This is a genomic window from Rathayibacter sp. VKM Ac-2760, from assembly GCF_009834185.1.
In the GTDB taxonomy this organism is placed as follows: domain Bacteria; phylum Actinomycetota; class Actinomycetes; order Actinomycetales; family Microbacteriaceae; genus Rathayibacter.
This window is the reverse complement of record NZ_CP047173.1, coordinates 1,569,248-1,590,750: the sequence shown is the minus strand read 5'-3', so window position 1 is coordinate 1,590,750 and position 21,503 is coordinate 1,569,248. Positions and strand designations below refer to the sequence as shown.

Below are 21,503 nucleotides of genomic sequence, written 5' to 3'. Positions count from 1 at the left end.
ATATACGAGACTCGTCAGTTTCGGAACTGCGGAGTTCTTCAATTAGCATGGTGTTCACACGGGCCCCTCGCGCGGCCCTCCCGAGCCGATTGGAGACGCCGCGATGACGCCGCCCCCTCCCCCCGCCGCCACACCGTCCGCCGCGGCAGCCGACTGCGACGCGCCCGCCCGCCCCGGCCGCCGCCGCGACCCGAACCGCGACGGCGAGATCCTCACCGCCGCTCTCGACGTGCTCGCCGAGACCGGCTACGACGGCATGACGATCGACATGGTCGCCGCCCGCGCCAAGGCCGGCAAGGCCACCCTCTACCGCCGCTGGGAGTCGAAGGCCGAGCTGGTGCTCGAGGCCGTCGCCTGCCTCAAGGGCGCGGACCTCGACCAGGACGCGCTCCCCGACACCGGGACGCTCCGCGGCGACCTCGTCGCCCTCATCCGCCCGCGCGCGATCGAGGACGCCGAGCGGAAGCTGCGGATCATGTCCGGCGTCGTCGCGATGATCTCCAAGGCCCCCGAGCTCGCCGACGCCGTCCGCCAGGCGATCGTGGAGCCGCGCGCCCGCGCCAACCGCGTGATCCTCCGCCGCGCGATCGCCCGCGGCGAGATCCCGGCCGACGTCGACGTCGACATGCTCGCCGTCCTGACCCCCTCGATGGTCTCCTACCGCGTGCTGCTGATGCGCGAGCCCGTCGACCGCGACTACCTGATCTCCCTGGTCGACAACGTGCTGCTGCCGGCGGTCGGGCTGCGCGGCGGGGACCCGGGCGCCTGACCTCGGCCCGCACATCGCGGATCCCCCCGGTCCCTGCTGATCGAGTAGCCCGCGCAGCGGGCGTATCGAGATCCACCAGCGCCCAAGGACGAGCCTGCAGACCCGCCCTGCTGAGGCCGGCGGGTCTCGGTACGCCCTCCAGGGCTGCCCTCTGAGCACGAGGGGCCGGCCACACCCTTTCCTTCGCCGGTCCACCGCGACCACCCTCCCTCCCTCATCGATGGCCGACACGGCGAGGGCCCGCCCCCACGCAGGGGACGGGCCTTCACGTCTTCTGACGCCGATCAGCACCGGCTGATGCTGCTCAGTAGCGGTGCGCCTGGCAGGCTCGGCCGTCGTTGTCGCCGTCGAGGCGTCCCGGGTCGTCGTAGCCGCGATAGCGGTCGAACCACTCCTGCGCCTCAGCCTGGGAACGGAAGCTGTCGCAGTCGACCACGTCTCCGGGGTTGCTCGACCAGAGCGCACCGGAGGACGAGTAGACGACGAGGTTCCCGTCGTTCTGCATCACCATGCGCGCGCCGGGTCGTCCGTCCGTCCCCGTCTGCCACAGCGCCCGACCGCTCGCCGAGTAGACGACCGCGTTCCCGTCGCCCTGCATGGCCAGGCGATCGCCCGCCCCGGCCGTTCCGGCGCTCCACCTGACCCGGGCGCCGGTGTAGACGACGAAGTTGCCGTCGTTCTGCATCGCCGCTCGCGACTTCCCGTCACTGGAGACGAGCTGCTGCCCCCTGCGCAGGTCCGATCCGGCAGGAAGGACGTCCCCGGACTGCGGGGCGGGGGCAGGAGCGGGAGCAGGAGCCGTGCTCGCCCAGATCGCGCGGCCGCCCGAGTAGATCACGAGGTTGCCGTCGTCCTGCATCACCATGCGCGCGCCGGGATTGCCCGAGGTGACCGACGACCAGAGCGGAGCGCCGACGTTCGCGTAGACGACCGCGTTCCCGTCACCCTGCATCGCGAGGCGGTTGCCCGCGCCCGAGGTGACGGCGCTCCACCGCGCGGAGCCGCCGCTGTAGACGACGAAGTTGCCGTCGGTCTGCATCGCCGCGCGCGAGCCGCCGTCGGTGGAGACGAGCTGCTGGCCGCCGCGGAGGTCGCTGCCGCCGGTCAGCGTGTCGGTGACGGCCGGCGGCGCCTGGCCGGCGGACGAGGACCAGGCGACCGAGCCGTCGGCGCGCCGGACGACGAGGTCGCCGTCGTCCTCGAGGGCCAGGAGCGCGCCCGCGTCGCCGCTGGTGACCGTGCTCCAGACGGCCTGTCCGCCGGCGGAGTAAATCACGGCGTTGCCGTCGGTCTGCATGTCGAGGTGGTCGCCGCGCCCCTGCGTCGCGGTGCTCCAGGTCGCGCCGCCACCGGCGCGGTAGACGACGGCGTTGCCGTCGGTCTGCATCAGGAAGCTGTACTCGCCGCTCGGGGAGGTGAGGCTCTCACCCTGCGCGAGGCTCTCGCCGCCGACGAGCGCGTCCGCGGATCGGCGCTCGACGGCGCCGGTCGCCTGCGAGGAGGTCGGCTCGCTGCTGACGGCCGCGAGCGCGGACGCGCCGGGTGCGAGCACGACCGCACCTCCGGCCGCGAGCAGGCAGGCGAGAGTGAGGGCCGCGAGGCGGCCAGTGGAAGGAGGGGGCATGGAGAGAGGACCTTTCGGAGGGCGGGCGGAGAGGCACGCGCATCCTCGACCGCGCCCCGCCGGAGCCTCCCATGCCCGCGGCGCGCCCGTCCAGCGCTCTGAGTGGATCTACCCGACAGTCGTCGCGCGCGGCGCCGCGTCACGAGCGCCCCCGCGAGTCTCCTAAAATCGGAGCCATGTCGAAGGTCTTGAGCAGTCTGCCCGTGGGCGAGCGTGTCGGAATCGCATTCTCGGGAGGGCTCGACACATCCGTCGCGGTCGCCTGGATGCGCGAGAAGGGTGCGGTGCCCTGCACGTACACCGCCGACCTCGGGCAGCCCGACGAGACCGACATCGACAGCGTGCCCTCGCGCGCCGCGCAGTTCGGCGCCGAGATCTCGCGCCTGGTCGACGCGAAGACCGCCCTGGTCGAGGAGGGCCTCGTCGCGCTGCAGTGCGGCGCCTTCCACATCCGCTCCGGCGGCAAGACCTACTTCAACACCACTCCGCTCGGCCGCGCCGTGACCGGCACCCTGCTGGTCCGCGCGATGCGCGAGGACGGCGTCGACATCTGGGGCGACGGCTCCACCTACAAGGGCAACGACATCGAGCGGTTCTACCGCTACGGCCTGCTCGCCAACCCCCGCCTGCGCATCTACAAGCCGTGGCTGGACGTGCAGTTCGTCAACGAGCTCGGCGGCCGCACCGAGATGTCGGAGTGGCTGGTCGCCCGCGGCTTCCCCTACCGCGACGCCACCGAGAAGGCGTACAGCACCGACTCCAACATCTGGGGCGCCACCCACGAGGCGAAGCGCCTCGAGGAGCTCTCCAGCGGCCTGGAGCTGGTCGAGCCGATCATGGGCGTGGCCGCCTGGCGCGAGGACGTCGAGATCGCCGCCGAGACCGTCAGCGTGCGCTACGAGGCGGGCCGCCCGGTCGCGCTGAACGGCGTCGAGTACGCCGATCCGGTCGAGCTGGTCCTCGAGGCGAACCGCATCGGCGGACGTCATGGCCTGGGCAACTCCGACCAGATCGAGAACCGCATCATCGAGGCGAAGAGCCGCGGCATCTACGAGGCGCCCGGCATGGCGCTGCTGCACCTGACCTACGAGCGCCTCCTCAACGCGATCCACAACGAGGACACCATCGCGCAGTACCACTCCGAGGGCCGCCGCCTCGGCCGCCTGATGTACGAGGGCCGCTGGCTCGACCCGCAGTCGCTGATGCTGCGCGAGTCCCTCCAGCGCTGGGTCGGCTCGGCCGTCACCGGCGAGGTCACCGTGCGCCTGCGCCGCGGCGACGACTACACGATCCTCGACACCACCGGCCCCGCGCTGAGCTACCACCCCGACAAGTTGTCGATGGAGCGCGTCGGTGACGCCGCCTTCGGCCCCGAGGACCGCATCGGCCAGCTGACCATGCGCAACCTCGACATCGCCGACTCCCGCTCGCGCCTGGAGCAGTACGCCGCCGCCGGCCTGGTCGGCGGGCCCACCGCCGAGCTCGTCGGCCACCTCGAGATCGGCGAGGCCGACGCCATCACCGAGGGCAACGGCTCCGCCGCCGCGGACGCCCTGGGCCGCGCCACCGACCTCGCCTCCGAGGGCGCCGCCTTCGACTCCGGCACCGACTGACGCACCACCCCGAGGGCCGGCGGAGCACCCCTCCGCCGGCCCTCGCGCGTCCGCCGGCCCTCCACCTCCGGCTCGCAGAATCACCTCCGGCACGCCGAAACCGCCGAATCCCGCGAGCCGGACCGCCTTCCACGAGCCGAACCTGCGGCCCCGACCACCTCCGGCTCGCGAAATGACCTCCGGCTCGCCAGAACCGCCGAATCGTACGAGCCGGACCGCCTTTCACGAGCCGAACCTGCGGCCGCGAACCTCCGGCTCGCAGAACCACCTCCGGCACGCCAGAACCACCGATTCCCACGAGCCCGACGACGTTTCACGAGCCGAACCCGCGGCCCCCATCACCTCCGGCTCGCGAAATCACCTCCGGCACGCCAGAACCGCCGAATCCCGCGAGCCGGACGACCTTTCACGAGCCGAACCCGCGGCCCCCACACCTCCGGCTCGCAGAACCACTTCCGGCACGCCAGAACCACCGATTCCCGCGAGCCCGACCGCCTTTCACGAGCCGAACCCTGCACCTCCTCCGAGCACGAGGGGTGGTCGCGGCACCTCGTCGCGGCTCCTGGCTCGGGTCTGGCGGGCGCGCGGGAGGGAGCCGCGACGAGGTGCCGCGTCCACCCCGCAGGCGTTCCACCCCGCAGGCGTCCCACCCCGCAGGCGCAGACCGCGACGTCGCGCAGCGACGAGCCCCGCCCCGAGGCCGCAAGCCGCGAGCCGCAAGCACCAACCCGCAGGACCCTCAGCCCACCCGCACCAGCCCCAGCGCCGACGCCGCCGTCGCCACCGCCTGCCCCGGATCCACTCGCGCCAGCACGAGCGACGTCACGAGCAGCGACACCAGCACCCCCGCCTGCCGCCCGCTCCACTCCGCCGACGCCTCCGGCCACCGCGCGCGAGCCCCCGCGAGCATCGCCCGCTGCAGCTCCGCCCGGTACTCCGCGATCACCTCGCGCACCGCGTCGTCGCGCGCGATCGGCGCCCCCGCCGCATTGAGGAGCAGGCATCCGCTCTGCGCCGACACCGTGCGCGGGTCCGCGAGCGCGTCACGGAGCCCCGCGAAGTAGTCGGCCAGCGCATCCGGATCGACGTCGCCGCGCGTCAGCGGCTCGAGCCGCGGGCGCACGATCTCGTCGAGGTAGCTCTGCACCGCCGCGTCGAAGAGCCCGCGCTTGCTGCCGAACGCGTGGTAGAGGCTCGAGCGGCCGAGTCCCGTCGCCGCCTCGAGCTCGGGCAGCGACGCCTCTTCGAAGCCGCGGTCCCAGAAGACGCCCCGAGCCGACCGGATCACCTGGTCGGTGTCGAAGCTCTGCGTGCGCCCCACGGCGACTCCCTCTGCTGGCTGCTCGACGAGGCCGGACTGTTGTGCACCGGTCGTTCCAGTATAGAGTGGGCCCGTTCCGTAGTGAACCGAACGTTACACAATCAGGAGGCCCCGCCGTGATCGTCCTCGGACTCGTGCTCGCCGCCCTCGCGGCACTGCTGCACGTGTACATCTTCGTGCTGGAGTCGCTGCTCTGGACGACCCCGCGCGCCCGCTCCACCTTCGGCACCACGGCCGGCGAGGCCGAGGCCACGAGGGAGCTCGCGTTCAACCAGGGCTTCTACAACCTGTTCCTCGCGATCGTGACGATCGTCGGCGTGATCGTCCTCGCCACGGGAGCGACGAACGTCGGCGCCGCACTCGTCTTCACCGGTACCGGATCGATGGTGGCCGCCGCCCTCGTGCTGCTGCTCTCCTCCCCCGGCAAGCGCCGCGCCGCGCTCACGCAGATGACGCCCGGACTGCTCGCGGTCCTCGCGCTCGGCATCGGCCTCGCCGCCTCCTGATCCCCACCCCCACGACCCTTCGGAAGGCTCCATGACCACCGTCACCAGCACCCAGATCCAGCTCGTCCGCCGCCCCGTCGGCTGGCCCGTCGCCGAGGACTTCCGCACCGCGCAGGTCGAGTACGACGCGCCCGCGGCCGGCGAGATCCGCGTCGAGAACGCCTTCCTCTCCGTCGACCCGTACATGCGCGGGCGGATGAACGACGTCAAGAGCTACACCCCGCCCTACGCGCTCGGCGAGACGATGACCGGCGGCGCGATCGGCCGGGTCACCGTGTCGAGCGACCCGGACTTCCCGGTCGGCGCCGTCGTGCTGCACCAGCTCGGCTGGCGCGACATCGTCCAGGCCGAGACGTCGGCGTTCCGCGTCGTCCCCGAGATCCCCGGAGCTCCGCTGTCGCTGCGGCTCGGCGTCCTGGGCATGACGGGGCTCACCGCCTTCGTCGGCCTCACCACCATCGCGGGGCTGAAGGAGGGCGACACCGTCTTCGTCTCGGGCGCCGCGGGAGCCGTCGGCTCGGCCGCCGGCCAGATCGCGCGCCTGCTCGGCGCGAAGCGCGTCATCGGCTCCGCCGGCTCGGCCGAGAAGGTCGCGCTGCTCACCGAGAAGTACGGCTACGACGCCGCGTTCGACTACCACGCCGGCCCCGTCCGCGAGCAGCTCGCCGCCGCGGCGCCCGAGGGCATCGACGTGTACTTCGACAACGTCGGCTGCGACCACCTCGAGGCGGCGCTCGACGCCTTCAACGACGGCGGGCGCGCGGCGCTCTGCGGCGCGATCGCCGGCTACAACAGCACGGAGAAGCCGGCCGGCCCCGACAACATGGCCAACGTCATCACGCGCGGGCTGACCCTGCGCGGCTTCACCCTCGCGGCCTACCTCGACCACGCCCCGGAGTTCAACCGCCTGATGGGCGGCTGGTTCCAGGAGGGGAGCATCGCGTACGACGAGACCGTCGTCGACGGCATCGACCACGCCGTCGACGCCTTCCTCTCGATGATGCGGGGCGGCAACACCGGCAAGATGGTCGTCCGCCTGTAGTCGGGCCCTCGAGGCGTCCCGCTGCTGCGGGCCGTCTCGACCGTTCCGGGACGCCTCGAGCAGGAGGCGGTTCGACGAGCCGAAGGTGGCGGAGCGACGCGTCGGCTCGCGGAAACACCTTCGGCTCGCAGAAACCGCTGAATCCAGCGAGCCGAGGGTGAATTCACGAGCCGAAGGTGCGGAGCGACACCCCGGCTCGCAGAAACACCTTCGGCTCGCAGAAACCGCTGAATCCAGCGAGCCGAGGGTCAATTCACGAGCCGAAGGTGCGGAGCGACGCCCCGGCTCGCAGAAACACACTCGGCTCGCAGAAACCGCAGTATTCAGCGAGCCGAGGGTGAATCCACGAGCCGAAGGTGTGCGGAGCGACGCCCCGGCTCGCAGAAACAGCCCCGGCTCGCCGAAACAGCGGATTCCAGCGAGCCGGACCCGGAACCACGAGCCGAAGGTCGTCGCGCACGCACCCGGGCTCGCGACTCAGCGCTTGACGGCGTCGATCTTCAGCATCTTCGCGATGACGGAGTCGAGCTCCGAGTCGTCGAAGATCTTCTTCCAGTCGTCCTTGATCAGGGCCTCGCGGCCGTAGCCCATGGCGATGTGGCACGCCTCCGAGAAGGGGTTCGAGCCGCGCAGGCCGTTGGTCAGCGCGATCCAGGTGTGGCCGTAGAGCATCGCGCGCGCGGCCTCGTAGGGCACGCCGACGCCGTTGACGGTCTCCTCCAGCGCCTCCTTGAGGAACTCGCCGATCATGCAGGCGATGGTCTCGACGAGGGTCGGCTCGAGCACGGCGAGCTGCTTGACGGTCACCCAGTGCACGGCGATCACGGGCGCGTAGATGGTCGAGATGACCTTCTCCGCGATCGCCCGCACGTCGTCGTCCGCGTCCTCGAGGGCCGCGACGACCTCCTGCGGGGCGGCGATGCCGCCGAACGTGTCGGCCCACTCCTCCGGCGTCGTGCGCTCGAGGAACACCGACGGGTGGCACGGGTGCGCCACCGCGTAGTGGATGTCCTCGCGCTTCGCGAGCAGGCCCGCGTAGGCCGCGGCCGGGTCGAGGGTGAGGATGATCGCGCCCGACTTCATCTGCGGGATGACGTCCTCCGACACGGCGCCGAGCACGACGTCCGGGACGGCGAGGATGACGACGTCGGCGTCCTTCACGGCGTCGGCGGTCGCGGTGATCTCGCGGCCCGCCTCGCGGGTGCGCTCCTGGCCGGCGGGAGAGGCCTCGCTGTAGAGGGCGTTGTAGTCGGACTTCTGCAGGTTGTTCGAGACGCGCATGCCCATCTTGCCGCCGGCGCCGATGACGGCGACGGTGAGGGCGGAGGCGGCGGTGCCCGCGGCGGGGGTGGCGGTGGTGTCGGTCATGGGTTCCTTCTCCTGAGCTGGTCGAGGGTGGTGGTGACCCACTCGGCTTCGAGCCGGGTGGTGACGAGCGCCTGCTCCTCGGCCGGGACGGTGTCCTGCCAGGGGAGCCAGAACTCGATGATCTGGGAGATGCCGCGCGCCTCGGGCTGCAGCAGGGCGAGCATGCCGTCGTAGTCGAGGCGGCCGTCGCCGAGCGCGGTGCCGGTGTAGACGAAGCCGACCCAGCCGGGGTTGCGGCTGAAGTCGAAGTCCTTGACGTGCCAGTTGGCGACGTAGGGGGCGCAGCGGGCGGTGACGTCGGCCGGCAGCTCGAGGTTCGCGACGGTGTTCGCCGGGTCGAGGCAGATCCGGATCCGCGGGTGATCGAGCGTCGCGATCACGTCGACGAGCTCCGCCGTGCTCACCTGCTCGTAGGTCTCCAGGGCCAGCGTGACGCCGGCCTCCTCCAGCTCGGGGGCGATCTCGCCGAGGCGCCGCAGCGTCTCGGCGCGGTCGGGCCGGTCCTCCCCCGACGTCCACATGCTGCGCAGCAGCACGACGTCGAGCGCGCGGGCCAGGCGGAGCCAGCGGCGCAGGTGCTCCGGATCCGTCCCGCGGGTGCCGAGCTCGAGGGCGACGCCCTCGGCCGCGGCGAGCTCGCGCAGGGCGGCGAGCTGCTCGTCCGAGCAGTCCTCCAGCGCCGGCACGTCGCACAGCTGCAGCAGGCCGACGCCGAGCGCGGCGGTCTCGCGGACCATGTCCTCGATGCCGAGCGGCTCGGGCACGCGATCGGAGGAGCGCCAGAAGAAGGCGTAGCTGCTCAGCCCGATCCCGCTCACGGCCGCACCTCCGCGCCGGCGCGGGCGAGCGCGAGCGCCTCGTCGAGGATCGCGCCGACCGCCTCCGGGTCGTGCGCGAAGCGGCCGAGGAAGAGCCCGGGCACCCGCCCCTCGAGCGCGGTCAGCAGTCCCGGCCCGGCGCTGCCGCCGTAGATGACGCGGCTGCCGGCGCGGCCGGGGAGCTGCGCGAGCGCCGCCTCCAGAGCCGTGACCACGCCCGCGATGAACGCGGGCTCGGCGGGCTCGGGGGCGCCGATCGCCCAGACCGGCTCGTAGGCGGCGAGGATCGGGCCGTCGGCGCCGGCCTCGACCGCGTCCGCCAGGGCGGAGTCGATCTGCGCGAGCACCACGGCGACGGCGTCGTCGACGGAGCCGCGCTCGGTCTCGCCGACGCAGAGCAGCGGCACGAGGTCGTTGCGGAAAGCCGCCGCGACCTTCGCGCGGACCCGCTCGTCGTCGTCGCCGAAGAGCGCGCGCCGCTCGGCGTGGCCGATCTCGACCAGCCGGCAGCCGATCTCCCGCAGCTCCGCGCCGCTGACCTCGCCGGTGAACGCTCCCGCGTCCTCCCAGTACAGGTCCTGCGCGCCGAGGGCGACTCCGGCCTCCGCCGCGAGGGCGCCGACCGGCACCAGTGCGGGGAAGGTCGGCACGACGAACAGCTCGACGGCCCCGGAGGCGACCGCCTCGTGCGTCCGCGCGATCTCGGCGATGCGGCGCATCCACGCGAGCGTCCGCTCGTGGCCGAAGTACATCTTGAGGCTCACGCCGACGGTGAACGCCGGGGCGTCCCCGGCGGCGCGGCTCAGCACGAGCCGACCGTGGCGGCGTCGTCCTCGACCGGGTGGCCGGCCTCGTAGGCCTCGATCACGCGCACCTTCTCGGCGGAGGCGGAGGAGGTGTCGAACTCGTAGCCGAGCCACTCCTTCGCGAGGCGGCGGGCCAGCTCGATGCCGACGACGCGCTGGCCCATGCAGAGCACCTGCGCGTCGTTCGAGAGGATCGAGCGCTCGACCGAGAACGAGTCGTGCGCGGTGACGGCGCGGATGCCGGCGACCTTGTTCGCGGCGATCGCGACGCCGAGTCCGGTGCCGCAGATCAGGATCGCGCGGTCGGCGTCGCCGCGGGCGACCATCTCGGCGGCGGCGATGGCGACGCTCGGGTAGGGCGTGTGCGAGGAGGCGTCCACGCCGACGTCGACGACCGACGCTACGCGCGAGTCATTCTCGAGGTCGGCCTTGACGATCTCCTTGTAGTCGAAGCCGGCGTCGTCGGAGCCGATGACGAGGCGGAAGGGTGCGCTCATGGTGTTCTCTCCTTGCTGGAAGCGGTGATGGGACGGAGTCGACGCTACGCGCCGCTGCCGACAGAGCCGTCGGTGTCGGCGGCGTCGGAGGTGCCGACGGTCGAGCGCAGCACCGCGCCGATCGCGGTGACGATCAGGGCGAGCGAGTGCGCGCCGGCATCGGGGGTGCCGAGGCTCTTCTCGGCGTGCGGGCGGGCGCGGCCCATCTTCGGCAGCAGCTGCGCGGTCGCGGCTGCGGCGGCGGTGCAGGCCTCGGCCGCGCGGGTCCAGGCCGCGGGCAGCTCGACGCCCGCGTCGACCGCCTCGCCGAGCACGTCGGCGAACGGCACGAGCGAGTCGACCATCGTCTTGTCGCCCGGCGTCGCGCCGAAGCGGAGGATCGCCGCGCGGGCGCCGTCGACCCCCTCGACCACCGCGGCGGCCGTGGGCGCGGCGCTGTCGCCGAGTGCCGAGCCGACCGCGGCGAGCGCGGCACCCCAGAGCGCCCCGGAGGTGCCGCCGGCCCGGTCGGACCAGGCGTCGCCCGCGTGGGCGAGCACGGTCCCGGAGCCGGCGCCGGCCTCGAGCGCGCGCGGGCGGGCGGGCGACCGCCGCGTGCACGCCGCGCTGCATGCCGATGCCGTGGTCGCCGTCGCCGGCCACCGCGTCGATCCGGCCGAGCTCGTCGGCGTTCTCGTCGATCGTGCTCCGCGTCGCCTCGAGGGCGGCGAGCACGGTGACGGCGGCGGCGCGGGAGTCCTCGCTCGCGTCGCCGATGACGACGACCGCCTCCTCCTGCTCGGCCACGACGGCCTGCTCGGCGGGGCGCACCGCGCCCTTGCGGTAGGCGGGCGCTTCGGCGGGGGCGGCCCAGAGCCGCTCCAGCTCGTCATCGACCCAGAAGAGGGTGAGCGAGACGCCGGCCATGTCGAAGCTCGTGACCAGCTCGCCGACCTCGGGCTCGAGCACTTCGAGGCCGCGCTCGCGCAGACGGCGCTCGACTCCGGAGTAGACCACGAACAGCTCCTCGTACTTCACCGAGCCGAGCCCGTTCAGCACGACGACCAGGCGCGACCCCTCGGCCGCGTCGACGCCCTCCGGCAGCTCGGCCAGCAGCGAGGAGACCAGCAGCTCGGCGAGTCCGTCGGCCGTGGGCACGTCGTCCTCGCGGATGCCCGGCTCGCCGTGGATGCCCATGCCGACGGCCATCCGGCCCTCCGGCACGGTGAACAGCGGCTCGGCGGAGCCGGGCAGCGAGCAGCCCGAGAACGCGACGCCGAACGAGCGGGTGCGCTCGTTGGCGAGGCGGGCGATCCGCTCGACCTCGTCCAGCGAGGCGCCTTCTTCCGCCGCGGCGCCCGCGACCTTGAACACCGTCAGGTCGCCGGCGATGCCCCGGCGCCTGTGCTTCTCCGCGACGCTCGCGCTCGAGATGTCGTCCGTCACCGTGACCGTGCGGACGTCGATCCCCTCGTCGCGCAGGCGGCGCTCGGCCGCATCGAAGTTGAGCACGTCGCCCGCGTAGTTGCCGTAGCTGAGCAGCACACCGCCGCCGTGCTCGGCCGCCGTGGCGACCGAGTGCACCTGCTGCGCCGACGGGGAGGCGAAGAGGTTCCCCATCGCCGCCCCGTGCGCGAGCCCCTGCCCCACGAGCCCGCCGAACGCCGGGTAGTGGCCGGAGCCGCCGCCGACGACGAGGGCGACCGAGCCGGGGACGCTCGCGGTCGAGCGGACCACGCCACCCTGCACCCGCCGCACGAAGCGGCGGTTCGCGGCGACGAAGCCGTCGATCATCTCGTCGGCGAAGTCGGACGGGTCGTTGTAGAGCCGGGTCATCAGTGATCCTGTTCGAGGGGAGTCGGCGAGCGTCGAGCGTTCAGCGGGCGATCAGTGCGCGATCAGTGCGCGATCACGTCGACGCTGGGGGCGTCGAGCGGTGCGTCCTTGTAGCGGCGCGCGAGGAGGGTCATCAGCACGGCCGAGAGCAGCAGGAAGAAGCCGACGATGAACATCGGGACCTGGTAGCCGCCGGTCGCGTCCTTCAGGGCACCCGTGATGTACGGGGCCGAGAAGCCGGCCAGGTTGCCGACCGTGTTGATCAGCGCGATGCCGGCCGCGGCCGCCGCACCGGTGAGGAACCGGGTCGGGAAGGTCCAGAAGTTCGGCAGCGCCGAGAAGATCGCCATGGCGGTGACGGTGATCACGGCGATCGTCGCCGCCGGGGAGCCGGCGAAGAGGGCGAGCGGGATGCTCAGGCCACCGGCGATCGCCGGGATGACGATGTGCCAGGTGCGGACGCCGCGGCGGGTCGCGTCGCGCGACCAGAGGTAGAGGGCGATGGCCGCGGGCACGTAGGGGATCGCGGTGATCAGGCCCTTCTCGAAGATGCCGAAGGTCGTGCCGTACTGCTCCTGGAAGCCCTCGATGATCGTGGGCAGGAAGAAGGCGAGCGCGTAGAGGCCGTAGATGAAGCCGAAGTAGACGAAGCTCAGCATCCAGACGCGGCCGCTCTTGAAAGCGGACGACATCTTGGGATGCGTCGTGACGCCCTTGGTCTTGACGTCCTCCTCGCGCTGCAGCGCGGTGGTGAGCCAGACCTGCTCCTCGCGGGTCAGCCACTTCGCGTCGGAGGGCTTGTCCTTGAGGTAGAACCAGGCGATCACACCGACGACGATCGCGGGGAGCGAGACGCCGAGGAACATGAAGCGCCAGCCCTCGAGGCCGAGGATGCCGTCCTGCTCGATCAGGAGACCGGCGAGCGGGGCGCCGATGACCGTGGTGAGCGGCTGCGCCAGGTAGAAGAGCGCGAGGATCTTCGAGCGGTGCTTCGCCGGGACCCAGAGGCTGAGGAAGAGGATCGCGCCCGGGAAGAAGCCGGCCTCGGCGACACCGAGCAGGAAGCGCAGGGCGACGAGCTGCTCGAAGTTCTGCACCCAGGTGAACAGGAGCGCGACGATGCCCCAGCTGACCATGATGCGGGCGAGCCAGCGGCGGGCGCCGAAGCGGTGCAGCGCGAGGTTGCTCGGCACCTCCAGCAGGATGTAGCCGATGAAGAAGACACCGGAGGCGAAGCCGAACTGGGCCGCGGAGAGCGCCAGATCCATCTCCATGCCGTTCGGGGCGGCGAAGCCGATCGCGGTGCGGTCGAGGTAGTTGATGAAGAACATCAGGGCGACGAACGGGACGAGCCGGATCGACACCTTCCTGATGGCGCTCTTCTCGACGGCGGCGTCCGCCGTCGCGGTACCGCCTGGGCGGGAGGGAAGGTCCACGTCGATCTCCTGATCCTGTCAACGACTGTGTTGGGGTGGTGCGGGTGGGGTGTCGGGCCGCCTTCGGGGGAATTGGCTGACCGGTTGACCAATTAGATGATGCCGCCTCTCCCGGTGAGCTGTCAACCGGTTCGTCGATCGCGTCGCTGCGGGTCGGGTCCTGGCGCGGTTGCTACGGTCGGAGCATGCCGGCGTACCCCGAAGACGATCCGTCCCTCGTGCGCCTGGAGCTGCAGGCCCTCCCCCGCGGCACCGCCGTCGCCGAGGTGGCCAAGCAGCTCACCTCGCTGCTCACCCGCGGCGATCTCGTGCCCGGCTCCCGCCTCCCCCCGGAGCGCCAGCTGGCCGAGAGCCTCGGCGTCGGCCGCTCGGCGGTGCGGGAGGCGCTCGCGGCGCTGGAGATCCTCGGCATCGTGACCGTGCGCCCCGGCTCGGGCACCTACCTGCGCGACAGCACCTCGGAGCTGCTGCCGACCACGCTCAGCTGGGGGCTGATGCTCTCGGCCGGCCGCACCGCCGAGCTGATCGAGGTGCGCGGCACGCTCGAGGTGCAGGCGGCGATGCTCGCGGCGCTCCGGATCGACGACGAGGGCCTCGCCCGGCTGCACGCGCACCTGGAGGCGATGGAGTCGCACCTCGACGACATCGCGGCGTTCGTCGAGGCCGACGTGCGCTTCCACCTGCAGATCGCCGTGAGCGCCGAGAACGTGGTCCTGCGCGACCTGCTGCAGACCATCCGCTCGCTGCTGCGACTCTGGGTCGAGCGCGCACTGAGCAGCCCGCAGCAGGCTCTCGACGCCTTCACCGAGCACCGCGCGGTGCTCGAGGCGATCGAGGCGCGCGACCCCGCCGCTGCGGCGCGGGCGATGGAGGCGCACATGAGCACCGCCTCGCGGCGACTGGCCGACACCGGGAGCTGAACGCGGGCCGTCGACGAGGGGCTGCCGATCCGGGCTGCCGATCGCGCCCCGCGGTGGCAGACTCGGCCCATGAGCGACCTCCTGCGCCGCGGTGCCGCGGCGGCCCTGACCCTCGCCGCGGTCGGCCTCCTCGTCACCGGCTGCGCGGGGCGCGCCGACATCGCCTCCACCACCTCGCCGCTGCCGCGGCCGAGCGCGACGAACACGGCGACGCCCACGGCTGCGCCCACCGCGACGGCGTCGGCACCCGCGTCGATCGTCCCGTCCGCGGCGCCGACCACCGCGCCGACCGCCGAGCCGACCGCGGCACCGGAGCCTCCCGCCCCGCTGCCGACCGCGTCCCAGCCGCCGGCACCCGAGCCCTCGACCGTCCGCTGCGTCGGGAGCGACCTCTCGCTCGAATACCGCGCCGACCCCGACGCGTCCGGCGCGGGCAGCAGCGCCTTCGACCTGATCTTCACGAACACGACCGACCGGACCTGCACGCTCGCCGGCATCCCCGGGGTCTACGCCGCCGGGGCCGACGGCGGCCGCCTCGGCGCGGACGCCTCCGCCGACGGCCCGAACCCGTCCGGCCTGCTCGCCCTCGCTCCGGCGGCGCAGGCCGACGTCCGCGTCGCCTGGCACTCCCCCGGCGCCTTCGGCTGCCCGACCGCGACGTCGACCTTCCTCGTCGCCGAGGTGATCGACGCGGCCGACGCCGCCGTCCGCGCGCCTGCCGCGATCGAGGTCTGCACCGACAGCACCGTGTTCCTGGACGCCTCCACCTACACGCTGCTCGGCTAGGTCCTGCGCCGGTCCCCCGAGGACCGCGCCCGGATGATGGAATGGACGAGGACAAGGAGAACCCATGCTCATTCCCGTGAACGACACCGGCGCCCACGCCCGGTCCACCGGCCTGCCCTCCGTGCCGGCCACCCGCTCCGGCGGTCACTCGCCGCTGTCGCCGACGGTCGCCGTCTGATGGCCGAGGAGCGCGCGATCCTCGCCGGCGGCTGCTTCTGGGGCCTGCAGGAGCTGATCCGGGACCTTCCGGGCGTCTTCGAGACCCGAGCCGGCTACGCCGGGGGGACCACCCCGAACGCGACCTACCGGCACCACGGCGACCACGCCGAGGCGGTGGAGATCGAGTTCGACCCCGAGCAGACCTCGTACCGCGACCTGCTCGAGTTCTTCTTCCAGGCGCACGACCCGACCACCCGGAACCGGCAGGGCAACGACATCGGAACGGGCTACCGCTCCGTGATCGTCGCCCTCTCGCCCGAGCAGGAGAGCGTCGCCCGCGAGACGATCGCCGAGATCGACGCCTCCGGCCGCTGGCCGGGGCCGGTCGTCACCGAGGTCCAGCCGGCCGGCGAGTTCTGGGACGCCGAGGAGGAGCACCAGGACTACCTCCGCAAGCACCCCGGCGGCTACACCTGCCACTGGGTGCGACCGGGCTGGACGCTCGACGCCTGAGCGATCGGCGCCTGAGCGATCGGCGCCTGAGCGATCGGCCGCGGCCGATCGGCGCGGCGGCGTGACCCGCTGCCCGCCGGCGCGCCTCGGCGACGATCAGAGGGCGCCGATCGCCGTCCGGTGGCAGACTCGGCAGATGAACGAGCTCGTCCGTCGCGCCGCCGTCGCGACACTCTCCGCCACGGCGATCGCCCTCCTCGTCTCGGGATGCGCGGGTGGCGCGGTCACCGCCTCCTCCGCCTCCCCCGCTCCCACCGTCACGGTCACGGCGACCGAGACGGTGACCCCGACGCCCAGCGCCACACCCACCGCCACCGCGCAGCCCCTGCCCTCCCCCGAGCCGTCGACCACCCGCTGCCTCGGCTCCGAGCTCTCGCTCGAGTACCAGCCGGACCCCGACGCCTCCGGTGCCGGCAACAGCGCCTTCGACCTGATCTTCACGAACGTCGACGACAGGGCCTGCACGCTGACCGGCGTTCCCGGTGTCTACGCGGCGGCTCCGGACGGGATCCAGGTCGGCCCGCCGGCCGCCGCCGAGGACGACCCGCTGACCACGATCGATCTCATCCCCGGGGCCCGGGCCGACGTCCGCGTGGCGTGGCACTCGCCGGGCGCCCTCGACTGCGAGATCGTCACCTCGGCCTACCTCGTCGCCGAGGTGCTCGACGGCGATGACGCGACGGTCCGGGCGCCCGCCGAGATCCAGGTCTGCGCCGACGACACCGTCTACATGGACGCGTCGTCCTACACGCTGCTCGGCTAGGACGCCCTGCGGCGCCGCGTCCGCAGGCGTCACGTCCCGACCCGTCACGTCCCGCGCAGGGCCGCGATCGGCTCGATGCGGGAGGCGCGTCGCGCCGGCACGCTGCCGGCGAGGAGCCCGATCACCGCCCCCAGCAGCGCGCCGCCGAAGGCCACGACCGGGTCGAGCACCGGCGTCCACTGCTGGGCGAGGGAGACGGCGAGCACCGCGAGGACGCCCGCCGCCGCTCCGATCAGACCGCCGAGGAGCCCGAGCACCACCGATTCGACGACGAACTGCCGGGCGATCTGGCGGCGGGTGGCGCCGAGGGCGCGCCGGAGCCCTATCTCGCCGACGCGCTCCAGCACCGACAGCGTGGTGACGTTGGCGATGCCGACGCCGCCGGCGAGCAGCACGACGACCGAGAGGATCAGCAGCACCAGGTCGACGTCGGCGCGGACGTCGCCGGCCAGAGCCGAGCTGCCGCCCGGCGCCGAGACGGAGACGGAGTCGGGGTCGTCCGGAGCGAGGGTGACCGGCGCCTGCGCGGCGACCTGGGGGCCGGCGCCGATGGCGATGCGCGCCTGCACGTCGCCCGGCGCGGCGAGCGCGAAGTCGGCGCGGGCGGTGCCGGTCGGGACGACGACCGCGTCGAGCAGCTCCGAGCGGGCGTGCACGTCGCCGAAGACGCCGAGCACCGCGTAGGCGAGGCCGTCGAGCAGGATCGAGGGCCTGCTGTCCACCCGCCCGACCCCCAGCCGCTCCGCCGCCCGGGCGCCGAGCACGACGACGCGGTCGGCCCGGGCGTCGTGCCCGGAATCGAACATCCGCCCCGCGGTCACGCTGCCCTCGAGCGTCTCGAGCAGGTCGGCGGACGCGGCGAACACCCGCGGCGGCGCGACGGCCGGCGCGGACGGGTCCTCGACCGGCACCGCGGTCACCGTCGCGCCCTCGCGCAGCGGCACCTCGCCGAGCACGGCCGCCTGCTCGACCCCGGCGAGTCGCCGGACGCGCTCGACGGCGTCCCACGGCAGCCGGGCCGTCGCGACGCTGTCGCCCGAGGAGTTCTTCGCCTCGGCCGGCTGCACGACCACCTGGGTCGCGGCGAACGCGTCGAAGCGGCGGGCGAGCTGCCCGGCGGTGGTCTGCCCGAAGCCGATCGTGGCCACGAGCGCGCCGATGCCGAGCACCGTCCCGAGGAGGGTCATCGCCAGCCGGGCCGGCCGGGTGCCGAGGTCGGAGGTCGCCTCGGCGAGCAGGTCGGCGGCGCTGAAGCGGTCGGCCCGGCGGACGGGCCGCAGCAGCGCGGACGCGGCGGCCGGGCGCGGGCCCCGGCGCCGGAAGCGCCGGCGGAGGGCGGCGAGCACGGCGCTCATGCCGTCACCTCCTCCATCCGGCCGTCGGCGATGCGGAGGCAGCGCCGCGCCCGGCGCGCGACGGCCCGATCGTGGGTGATCACGACGAGGGTCAGCCCGGTGCCCGTGAGGTCCTCGAAGAGCCGCATCACGTCCGCGGTCGTGGAGCCGTCGAGATTGCCGGTCGGCTCGTCGGCGAGGAGGAGGCTCGGGCGGGCGACGACGGCGCGGGCGACCGCGACCCGCTGGCGCTCACCGCCGGAGAGCGTCGTCGGCAGGAAGCCGAGGCGGTGGCCGAGGCCGACGCGGTGCAGAGCCTCGCGCGCCCGCGGCTCGCGCTCACCGCGCGGGGTGCCGCTGTACAGCATCGGCAGCATCACGTTCTCGAGCACGCTGCGTCGCGGCATGAGGTGGAAGGACTGGAAGACGAAGCCGATGCGCTGCGCGCGCACGGCCGCGCGGGTGTCCTCGTCCAGCGTCGCGGTGAGCGCGCCGTCGAGGCGGTACTCGCCGACGCTCGGACGGTCGAGCAGCCCGAGGATGTTGAGCATCGTCGACTTGCCCGAGCCGCTCGGTCCCACGATCGAGACGTAGTCGCCCTGCTCGATGGTGAGGCTCACCCCCTTGAGCGCCTGGACCTCGGGCGGGCCGGGGAAGGAGCGGGTCACGTCGCGCAGCTCGACCAGTGGCGCGGTCACCGGCCGACCACGACCAGGTCGCCCTCGTCGAGCTCCCCGTCCACGGGCGAGACCTCGACCGCTCCGGCTGCGGCGAGACCCGGCTTCACGACGACGAGCCTCGTCGCCGCCCGGGGATCGCGGGGATCCCCCTCGACCACCTCGACCCGGCTCTCGCCGCCGGAGCCGGCGGTCAGCGCCGCGACCGGCACCGAGAGCACCGCGCCGGCGGTCGCCCCGACGGCGATCGTCACCTTCACGTTGCTGCCGCGCAGCTGCTCGATCTGCTCCGGCGAGAGCGGATCCGGGGTCAGCTTCACCGTCCACCGGCCCTTCGCGTCCTTCCCGGCGTCCTTCCCGGCGTCCTTCCCGGCGTCCTTCCCGGCGTCCTTCGCGTCCTTCGCGGGCTCGACGGCCGAGACGACGGCGCGGTGCGAGGACCGATCGGGCAGCTCGAACGAGCCCTCCTTCCCGGTCTGGAGCAGGTGCGCCTCCGCCTCGGCGGCGGTCCCGGAGAGCTCGATCCGCGCGCCGGAGACCGTCATCGCCGCCCCGGAGAGGACGCTGCCGCGCGCGGCGGTGACCGCGTCGACCCGCCGCGGCAGGGCCGTCAGGAAGAGCGCCTCGCCCGCGGGGAGGAACGGCAGGGCGGACTGGCGCGCCTTCGCGAGGTCCTCCTCCGCCCGCGTCACCTGCGACCGCGCCGACTCGACGGCGTCGCGCTGGGGTGCGGTGTCGGGAGTGCCCTCGAGCTGGGCGCGCCGGAGCTCCGCCAGGCCGAGCGCGTCGTCCAGGTCGGCGATCCGGAGCCCGTCGGGCGGCACGGCGGTGCGCGCCGCCTCGAGCTCGCGCCGGGCGCTCGCGACCGCGATGTCGGCCTCGCGCACCTCGACCGGTGAGGCGCCGCCGCCCGCGGCGTCGAGCTCCTTCTGTGCGGAGAGCAGGCCCTGCTCGGCGGAGCGGAGCGCCTCCTCGGCGGAGCGGACGACGTTCTCGTCCCCCTCCTCCGCGGTGGGCGCCGCATAGCCCGCCTGCGCGTAGAGCGCGGTGACCGCGTTCGCGGCCGCCTCGTCAAAGCGGTCGTCGACCGGGTCGCCGGCGTCGATCCCGACGGAGCGCATCGCCGTCTTGAACTGGACCACGTCCGGTCCGGACACCCCGAATCGGAGCGTGCGGTAGGCCGGCAGCTCCCCCGGCAGCACGATCACCGGGCGGCCGCCGACCTCGAGGGCGATCGACAGCGCCGACAGCTCGGCGCCGGCGGCGGGGACCTGACCGGTCACGACAGCCGCGCCCTGGAACGACGACGTGTCGATCGTCACGTCGACCGCGTCCGCGTAGCCGACCTCGCCGCGGAGGGTGACGTCGTTGCTCAGCTCGCCGAACGCCACGGGGGCGGTGATCAGTCCGGGGGCGGGGGGCTCCGCAAGCGCCGCCGCATCGGCCGGCGACACCACGAACCGCCCGATCAGCAGCCCGGCGACCAGGCTCAGCAGCGCGACGGCCGCCGCGATCACGAGCACCCGGTTCCGCATGGCGACGGCGGCCAGCCCGGCGAAGCGACCGCGAGGGCGGCCCGGTCGATCGCCGTCGCCGCCTCCCTCGGCGCTCGACTCGGCTCCGGATTCGCCCGGCCGGAGGATGTCGAGCGGGTCGGTCGACGACGAGTCGCTCGCGCCCGGCCCGCGGGTGCCCCGCACCTACTCGCCCTGCTCGGCGTCGGCCTTCAGGGCGTCCAGCTCGGCCCTGTGGTCGTCGACGAACTGCTGCTCGAGCGCGTCCTGGATCCGCTTGTGCACGGCCTTGTAGTCGGTCTTCTCGCGGCAGTCGAGATCGGCCAGGGCGAGCTCGATCTCCTTCTCGCCGACGGCCTGGAGCTTCGGGTCCGTCGGCTCGACCGTCGTGTCGCCCGCGGCCTCGTAGACCGCGGTGAGTTCGTCGTTGATCGAGTTCTGCGCGTCGTACTCCGTCGCGAAGCCGGGGTGCCCGGCGTCGGCGAGGCAGGAGGACCACGCCGCGTCGAGGTCAGCGAGCTCGGGCGTCGTCTGAACCCGACTGTAGAACTCGTCGATCGCGTCGAGCACCGGCCGGTGCTCCTCGGACCGGGCGGGCTCGTCCTTCTCCAGCTCGTGCTGGGCGGCGCCGAAGCAGCCCGCCGTCGTCCAGTCGTACTCGGCCGAGCCGCTCTCGTCCTCCGTCACTGCCGGTCCGTTCAGCGCCTCGGAGAACGCCGCCTGCTCCGACTCGGAGAGGCCGGCGACGTAGTCGGCATTGGCGTCGACGTACTCCTCGCCCGGCTCCACCGGCTCGTCGCGGCCCGGGAAGTCCGCGATGCCGTAGCCGTACTGGACGACCCACTCGCGGTCGTCCGGCCGGTAGTCGTCCTCGTCGACCTCGGCGAACGATCCCGACTGCACGCTCGGGGTGTAGTCGAAGCCCTGCTCCCGCATGCAGGTCGCGATGAGCTCCTCGCGGGCCCGGTCCTGCTCGGCGTCCTTCTGCTTCTGCTCCTCCGGTGACAGATCGCCGCCGTAGAGCGTGTCGAGATACGCCGACAGGGGCGAGGTCTCCTTCTCGGGGGCGTCGTCGGCCGGCGCGGAGCAGGCGGACAGCGCGAGCATCGAGGCCAGCGACAGTGCGGACAGGAGTGCGATGCGTCGTCGCTTCACGGGGGTCCCTCTCGGTCGTGGCGCGCACGGCGCGAGCAGGGATCCACCGAGCCCGCGCGCCGCCGCC

The 21,503-nt window shown here is 73.2% G+C and carries 19 protein-coding genes and 1 pseudogene; 8 read left to right on the top strand and 12 right to left on the bottom strand.

Annotated features, from left to right (window positions below; all coding sequences use genetic code 11):
* Positions 1–103 precede the first annotated feature (103 nt).
* Entirely contained in the window at positions 104–769 is a 666-nt protein-coding gene (locus GSU72_RS07160; RefSeq protein WP_159984405.1) for a TetR/AcrR family transcriptional regulator, read from the top strand.
* Positions 770–1,073: 304 nt separating this feature from the next.
* Here the strand turns inward: GSU72_RS07160 and GSU72_RS07155 are convergent, their stop codons facing one another.
* Entirely contained in the window at positions 1,074–2,393 is a 1,320-nt protein-coding gene (locus tag GSU72_RS07155; RefSeq protein ID WP_159984404.1) for an excalibur calcium-binding domain-containing protein, read from the bottom strand.
* Positions 2,394–2,569: 176 nt separating this feature from the next.
* Here GSU72_RS07155 and argG point away from each other — a divergent pair, with 176 nt between their 5' ends.
* Positions 2,570–4,006, top strand: coding sequence for an argininosuccinate synthase (argG, locus tag GSU72_RS07150; protein WP_159984403.1), 1,437 nt, complete (start codon positions 2,570–2,572; stop codon positions 4,004–4,006).
* 739 nt (positions 4,007–4,745) lie between these two features.
* Here the strand turns inward: argG and GSU72_RS07145 are convergent.
* Positions 4,746–5,327 (bottom strand): TetR/AcrR family transcriptional regulator, encoded by a 582-nt coding sequence (locus GSU72_RS07145; protein WP_159984402.1) that lies wholly within the window; start codon positions 5,325–5,327, stop codon positions 4,746–4,748.
* A 116-nt stretch (positions 5,328–5,443) separates the two neighbouring features.
* Between GSU72_RS07145 and GSU72_RS07140 the strand changes: the two genes are divergently transcribed.
* Positions 5,444–5,833: a DUF1304 domain-containing protein gene (locus GSU72_RS07140; RefSeq protein WP_159984401.1), complete on the top strand. Its 390-nt coding sequence runs from the start codon at positions 5,444–5,446 to the stop codon at positions 5,831–5,833.
* 31 nt (positions 5,834–5,864) lie between these two features.
* A complete protein-coding gene (locus tag GSU72_RS07135; protein ID WP_159984400.1) occupies positions 5,865–6,875 on the top strand; it encodes an NADP-dependent oxidoreductase in 1,011 nt (336 codons plus the stop codon).
* 477 nt (positions 6,876–7,352) lie between these two features.
* Here the strand turns inward: GSU72_RS07135 and GSU72_RS07130 are convergent, their stop codons facing one another.
* From GSU72_RS07130 to GSU72_RS07105, 6 genes and pseudogenes are all read right to left on the bottom strand, one after another.
* On the bottom strand, positions 7,353–8,243 hold the full coding sequence (locus GSU72_RS07130; protein ID WP_159984399.1) for a phosphogluconate dehydrogenase C-terminal domain-containing protein: 891 nt from the start codon (positions 8,241–8,243) through the stop codon (positions 7,353–7,355).
* Positions 8,240–9,061 (bottom strand): sugar phosphate isomerase/epimerase family protein, encoded by an 822-nt coding sequence (locus tag GSU72_RS07125; protein WP_244256029.1) that lies wholly within the window; start codon positions 9,059–9,061, stop codon positions 8,240–8,242. The genes GSU72_RS07130 and GSU72_RS07125 overlap by 4 nt, the downstream gene beginning before the upstream one ends.
* Complete coding sequence (locus tag GSU72_RS07120) at positions 9,058–9,870, bottom strand: triose-phosphate isomerase family protein (RefSeq protein ID WP_244256028.1); 813 nt, start codon at positions 9,868–9,870, stop codon at positions 9,058–9,060. The genes GSU72_RS07125 and GSU72_RS07120 overlap by 4 nt, the downstream gene beginning before the upstream one ends.
* The gene (locus GSU72_RS07115) at positions 9,864–10,364 is read right to left on the bottom strand and encodes a ribose-5-phosphate isomerase (protein ID WP_159984398.1); all 501 of its coding nucleotides are present in this window, start codon (positions 10,362–10,364) and stop codon (positions 9,864–9,866) included. Before GSU72_RS07115 ends, GSU72_RS07120 begins: the two co-directional genes overlap by 7 nt.
* Before the next feature lie 44 nt (positions 10,365–10,408).
* Positions 10,409–12,179: pseudogene (locus GSU72_RS07110) on the bottom strand (dihydroxyacetone kinase family protein).
* Positions 12,180–12,241: 62 nt separating this feature from the next.
* Positions 12,242–13,510 carry an MFS transporter gene (locus tag GSU72_RS07105; RefSeq protein ID WP_208545199.1) on the bottom strand — a complete coding sequence of 423 codons (1,269 nt, stop codon included), beginning with the start codon at positions 13,508–13,510 and terminating at the stop codon, positions 12,242–12,244.
* Between the two features lie 290 nt (positions 13,511–13,800).
* Here GSU72_RS07105 and GSU72_RS07100 point away from each other — a divergent pair, with 290 nt between their 5' ends.
* The 4 genes from GSU72_RS07100 to GSU72_RS07085 all read left to right on the top strand — a co-directional run bounded on the left by GSU72_RS07100 (position 13,801) and on the right by GSU72_RS07085 (position 16,756).
* Entirely contained in the window at positions 13,801–14,535 is a 735-nt protein-coding gene (locus GSU72_RS07100; RefSeq protein ID WP_159984396.1) for a FadR/GntR family transcriptional regulator, read from the top strand.
* Between the two features lie 69 nt (positions 14,536–14,604).
* Positions 14,605–15,321 carry a DUF4232 domain-containing protein gene (locus tag GSU72_RS07095; RefSeq protein ID WP_159984395.1) on the top strand — a complete coding sequence of 239 codons (717 nt, stop codon included), beginning with the start codon at positions 14,605–14,607 and terminating at the stop codon, positions 15,319–15,321.
* A gap of 177 nt (positions 15,322–15,498) precedes the next feature.
* Positions 15,499–15,993 (top strand): peptide-methionine (S)-S-oxide reductase MsrA, encoded by a 495-nt coding sequence (gene msrA / locus GSU72_RS07090; RefSeq protein WP_159984394.1) that lies wholly within the window; start codon positions 15,499–15,501, stop codon positions 15,991–15,993.
* Positions 15,994–16,129: 136 nt separating this feature from the next.
* Positions 16,130–16,756 carry a DUF4232 domain-containing protein gene (locus GSU72_RS07085; RefSeq protein ID WP_159984393.1) on the top strand — a complete coding sequence of 209 codons (627 nt, stop codon included), beginning with the start codon at positions 16,130–16,132 and terminating at the stop codon, positions 16,754–16,756.
* 44 nt (positions 16,757–16,800) lie between these two features.
* On the opposite strand, the gene GSU72_RS07080 is transcribed toward GSU72_RS07085, so the two are convergent.
* The 4 genes from GSU72_RS07080 to GSU72_RS07065 are packed head-to-tail and all read right to left on the bottom strand — an operon-like array spanning position 16,801 to position 21,436.
* Positions 16,801–18,111: an ABC transporter permease gene (locus GSU72_RS07080; protein WP_159984392.1), complete on the bottom strand. Its 1,311-nt coding sequence runs from the start codon at positions 18,109–18,111 to the stop codon at positions 16,801–16,803.
* Positions 18,108–18,788, bottom strand: a complete 681-nt coding sequence (locus GSU72_RS07075) for an ABC transporter ATP-binding protein (RefSeq protein WP_159984391.1) — start codon at positions 18,786–18,788, stop codon at positions 18,108–18,110. The genes GSU72_RS07080 and GSU72_RS07075 overlap by 4 nt, the downstream gene beginning before the upstream one ends.
* Positions 18,785–20,467, bottom strand: a complete 1,683-nt coding sequence (locus tag GSU72_RS07070) for a hypothetical protein (RefSeq protein WP_244256027.1) — start codon at positions 20,465–20,467, stop codon at positions 18,785–18,787. Before GSU72_RS07070 ends, GSU72_RS07075 begins: the two co-directional genes overlap by 4 nt.
* Positions 20,468–21,436, bottom strand: coding sequence for a hypothetical protein (locus GSU72_RS07065; protein ID WP_159984390.1), 969 nt, complete (start codon positions 21,434–21,436; stop codon positions 20,468–20,470).
* Positions 21,437–21,503 lie beyond the last annotated feature (67 nt).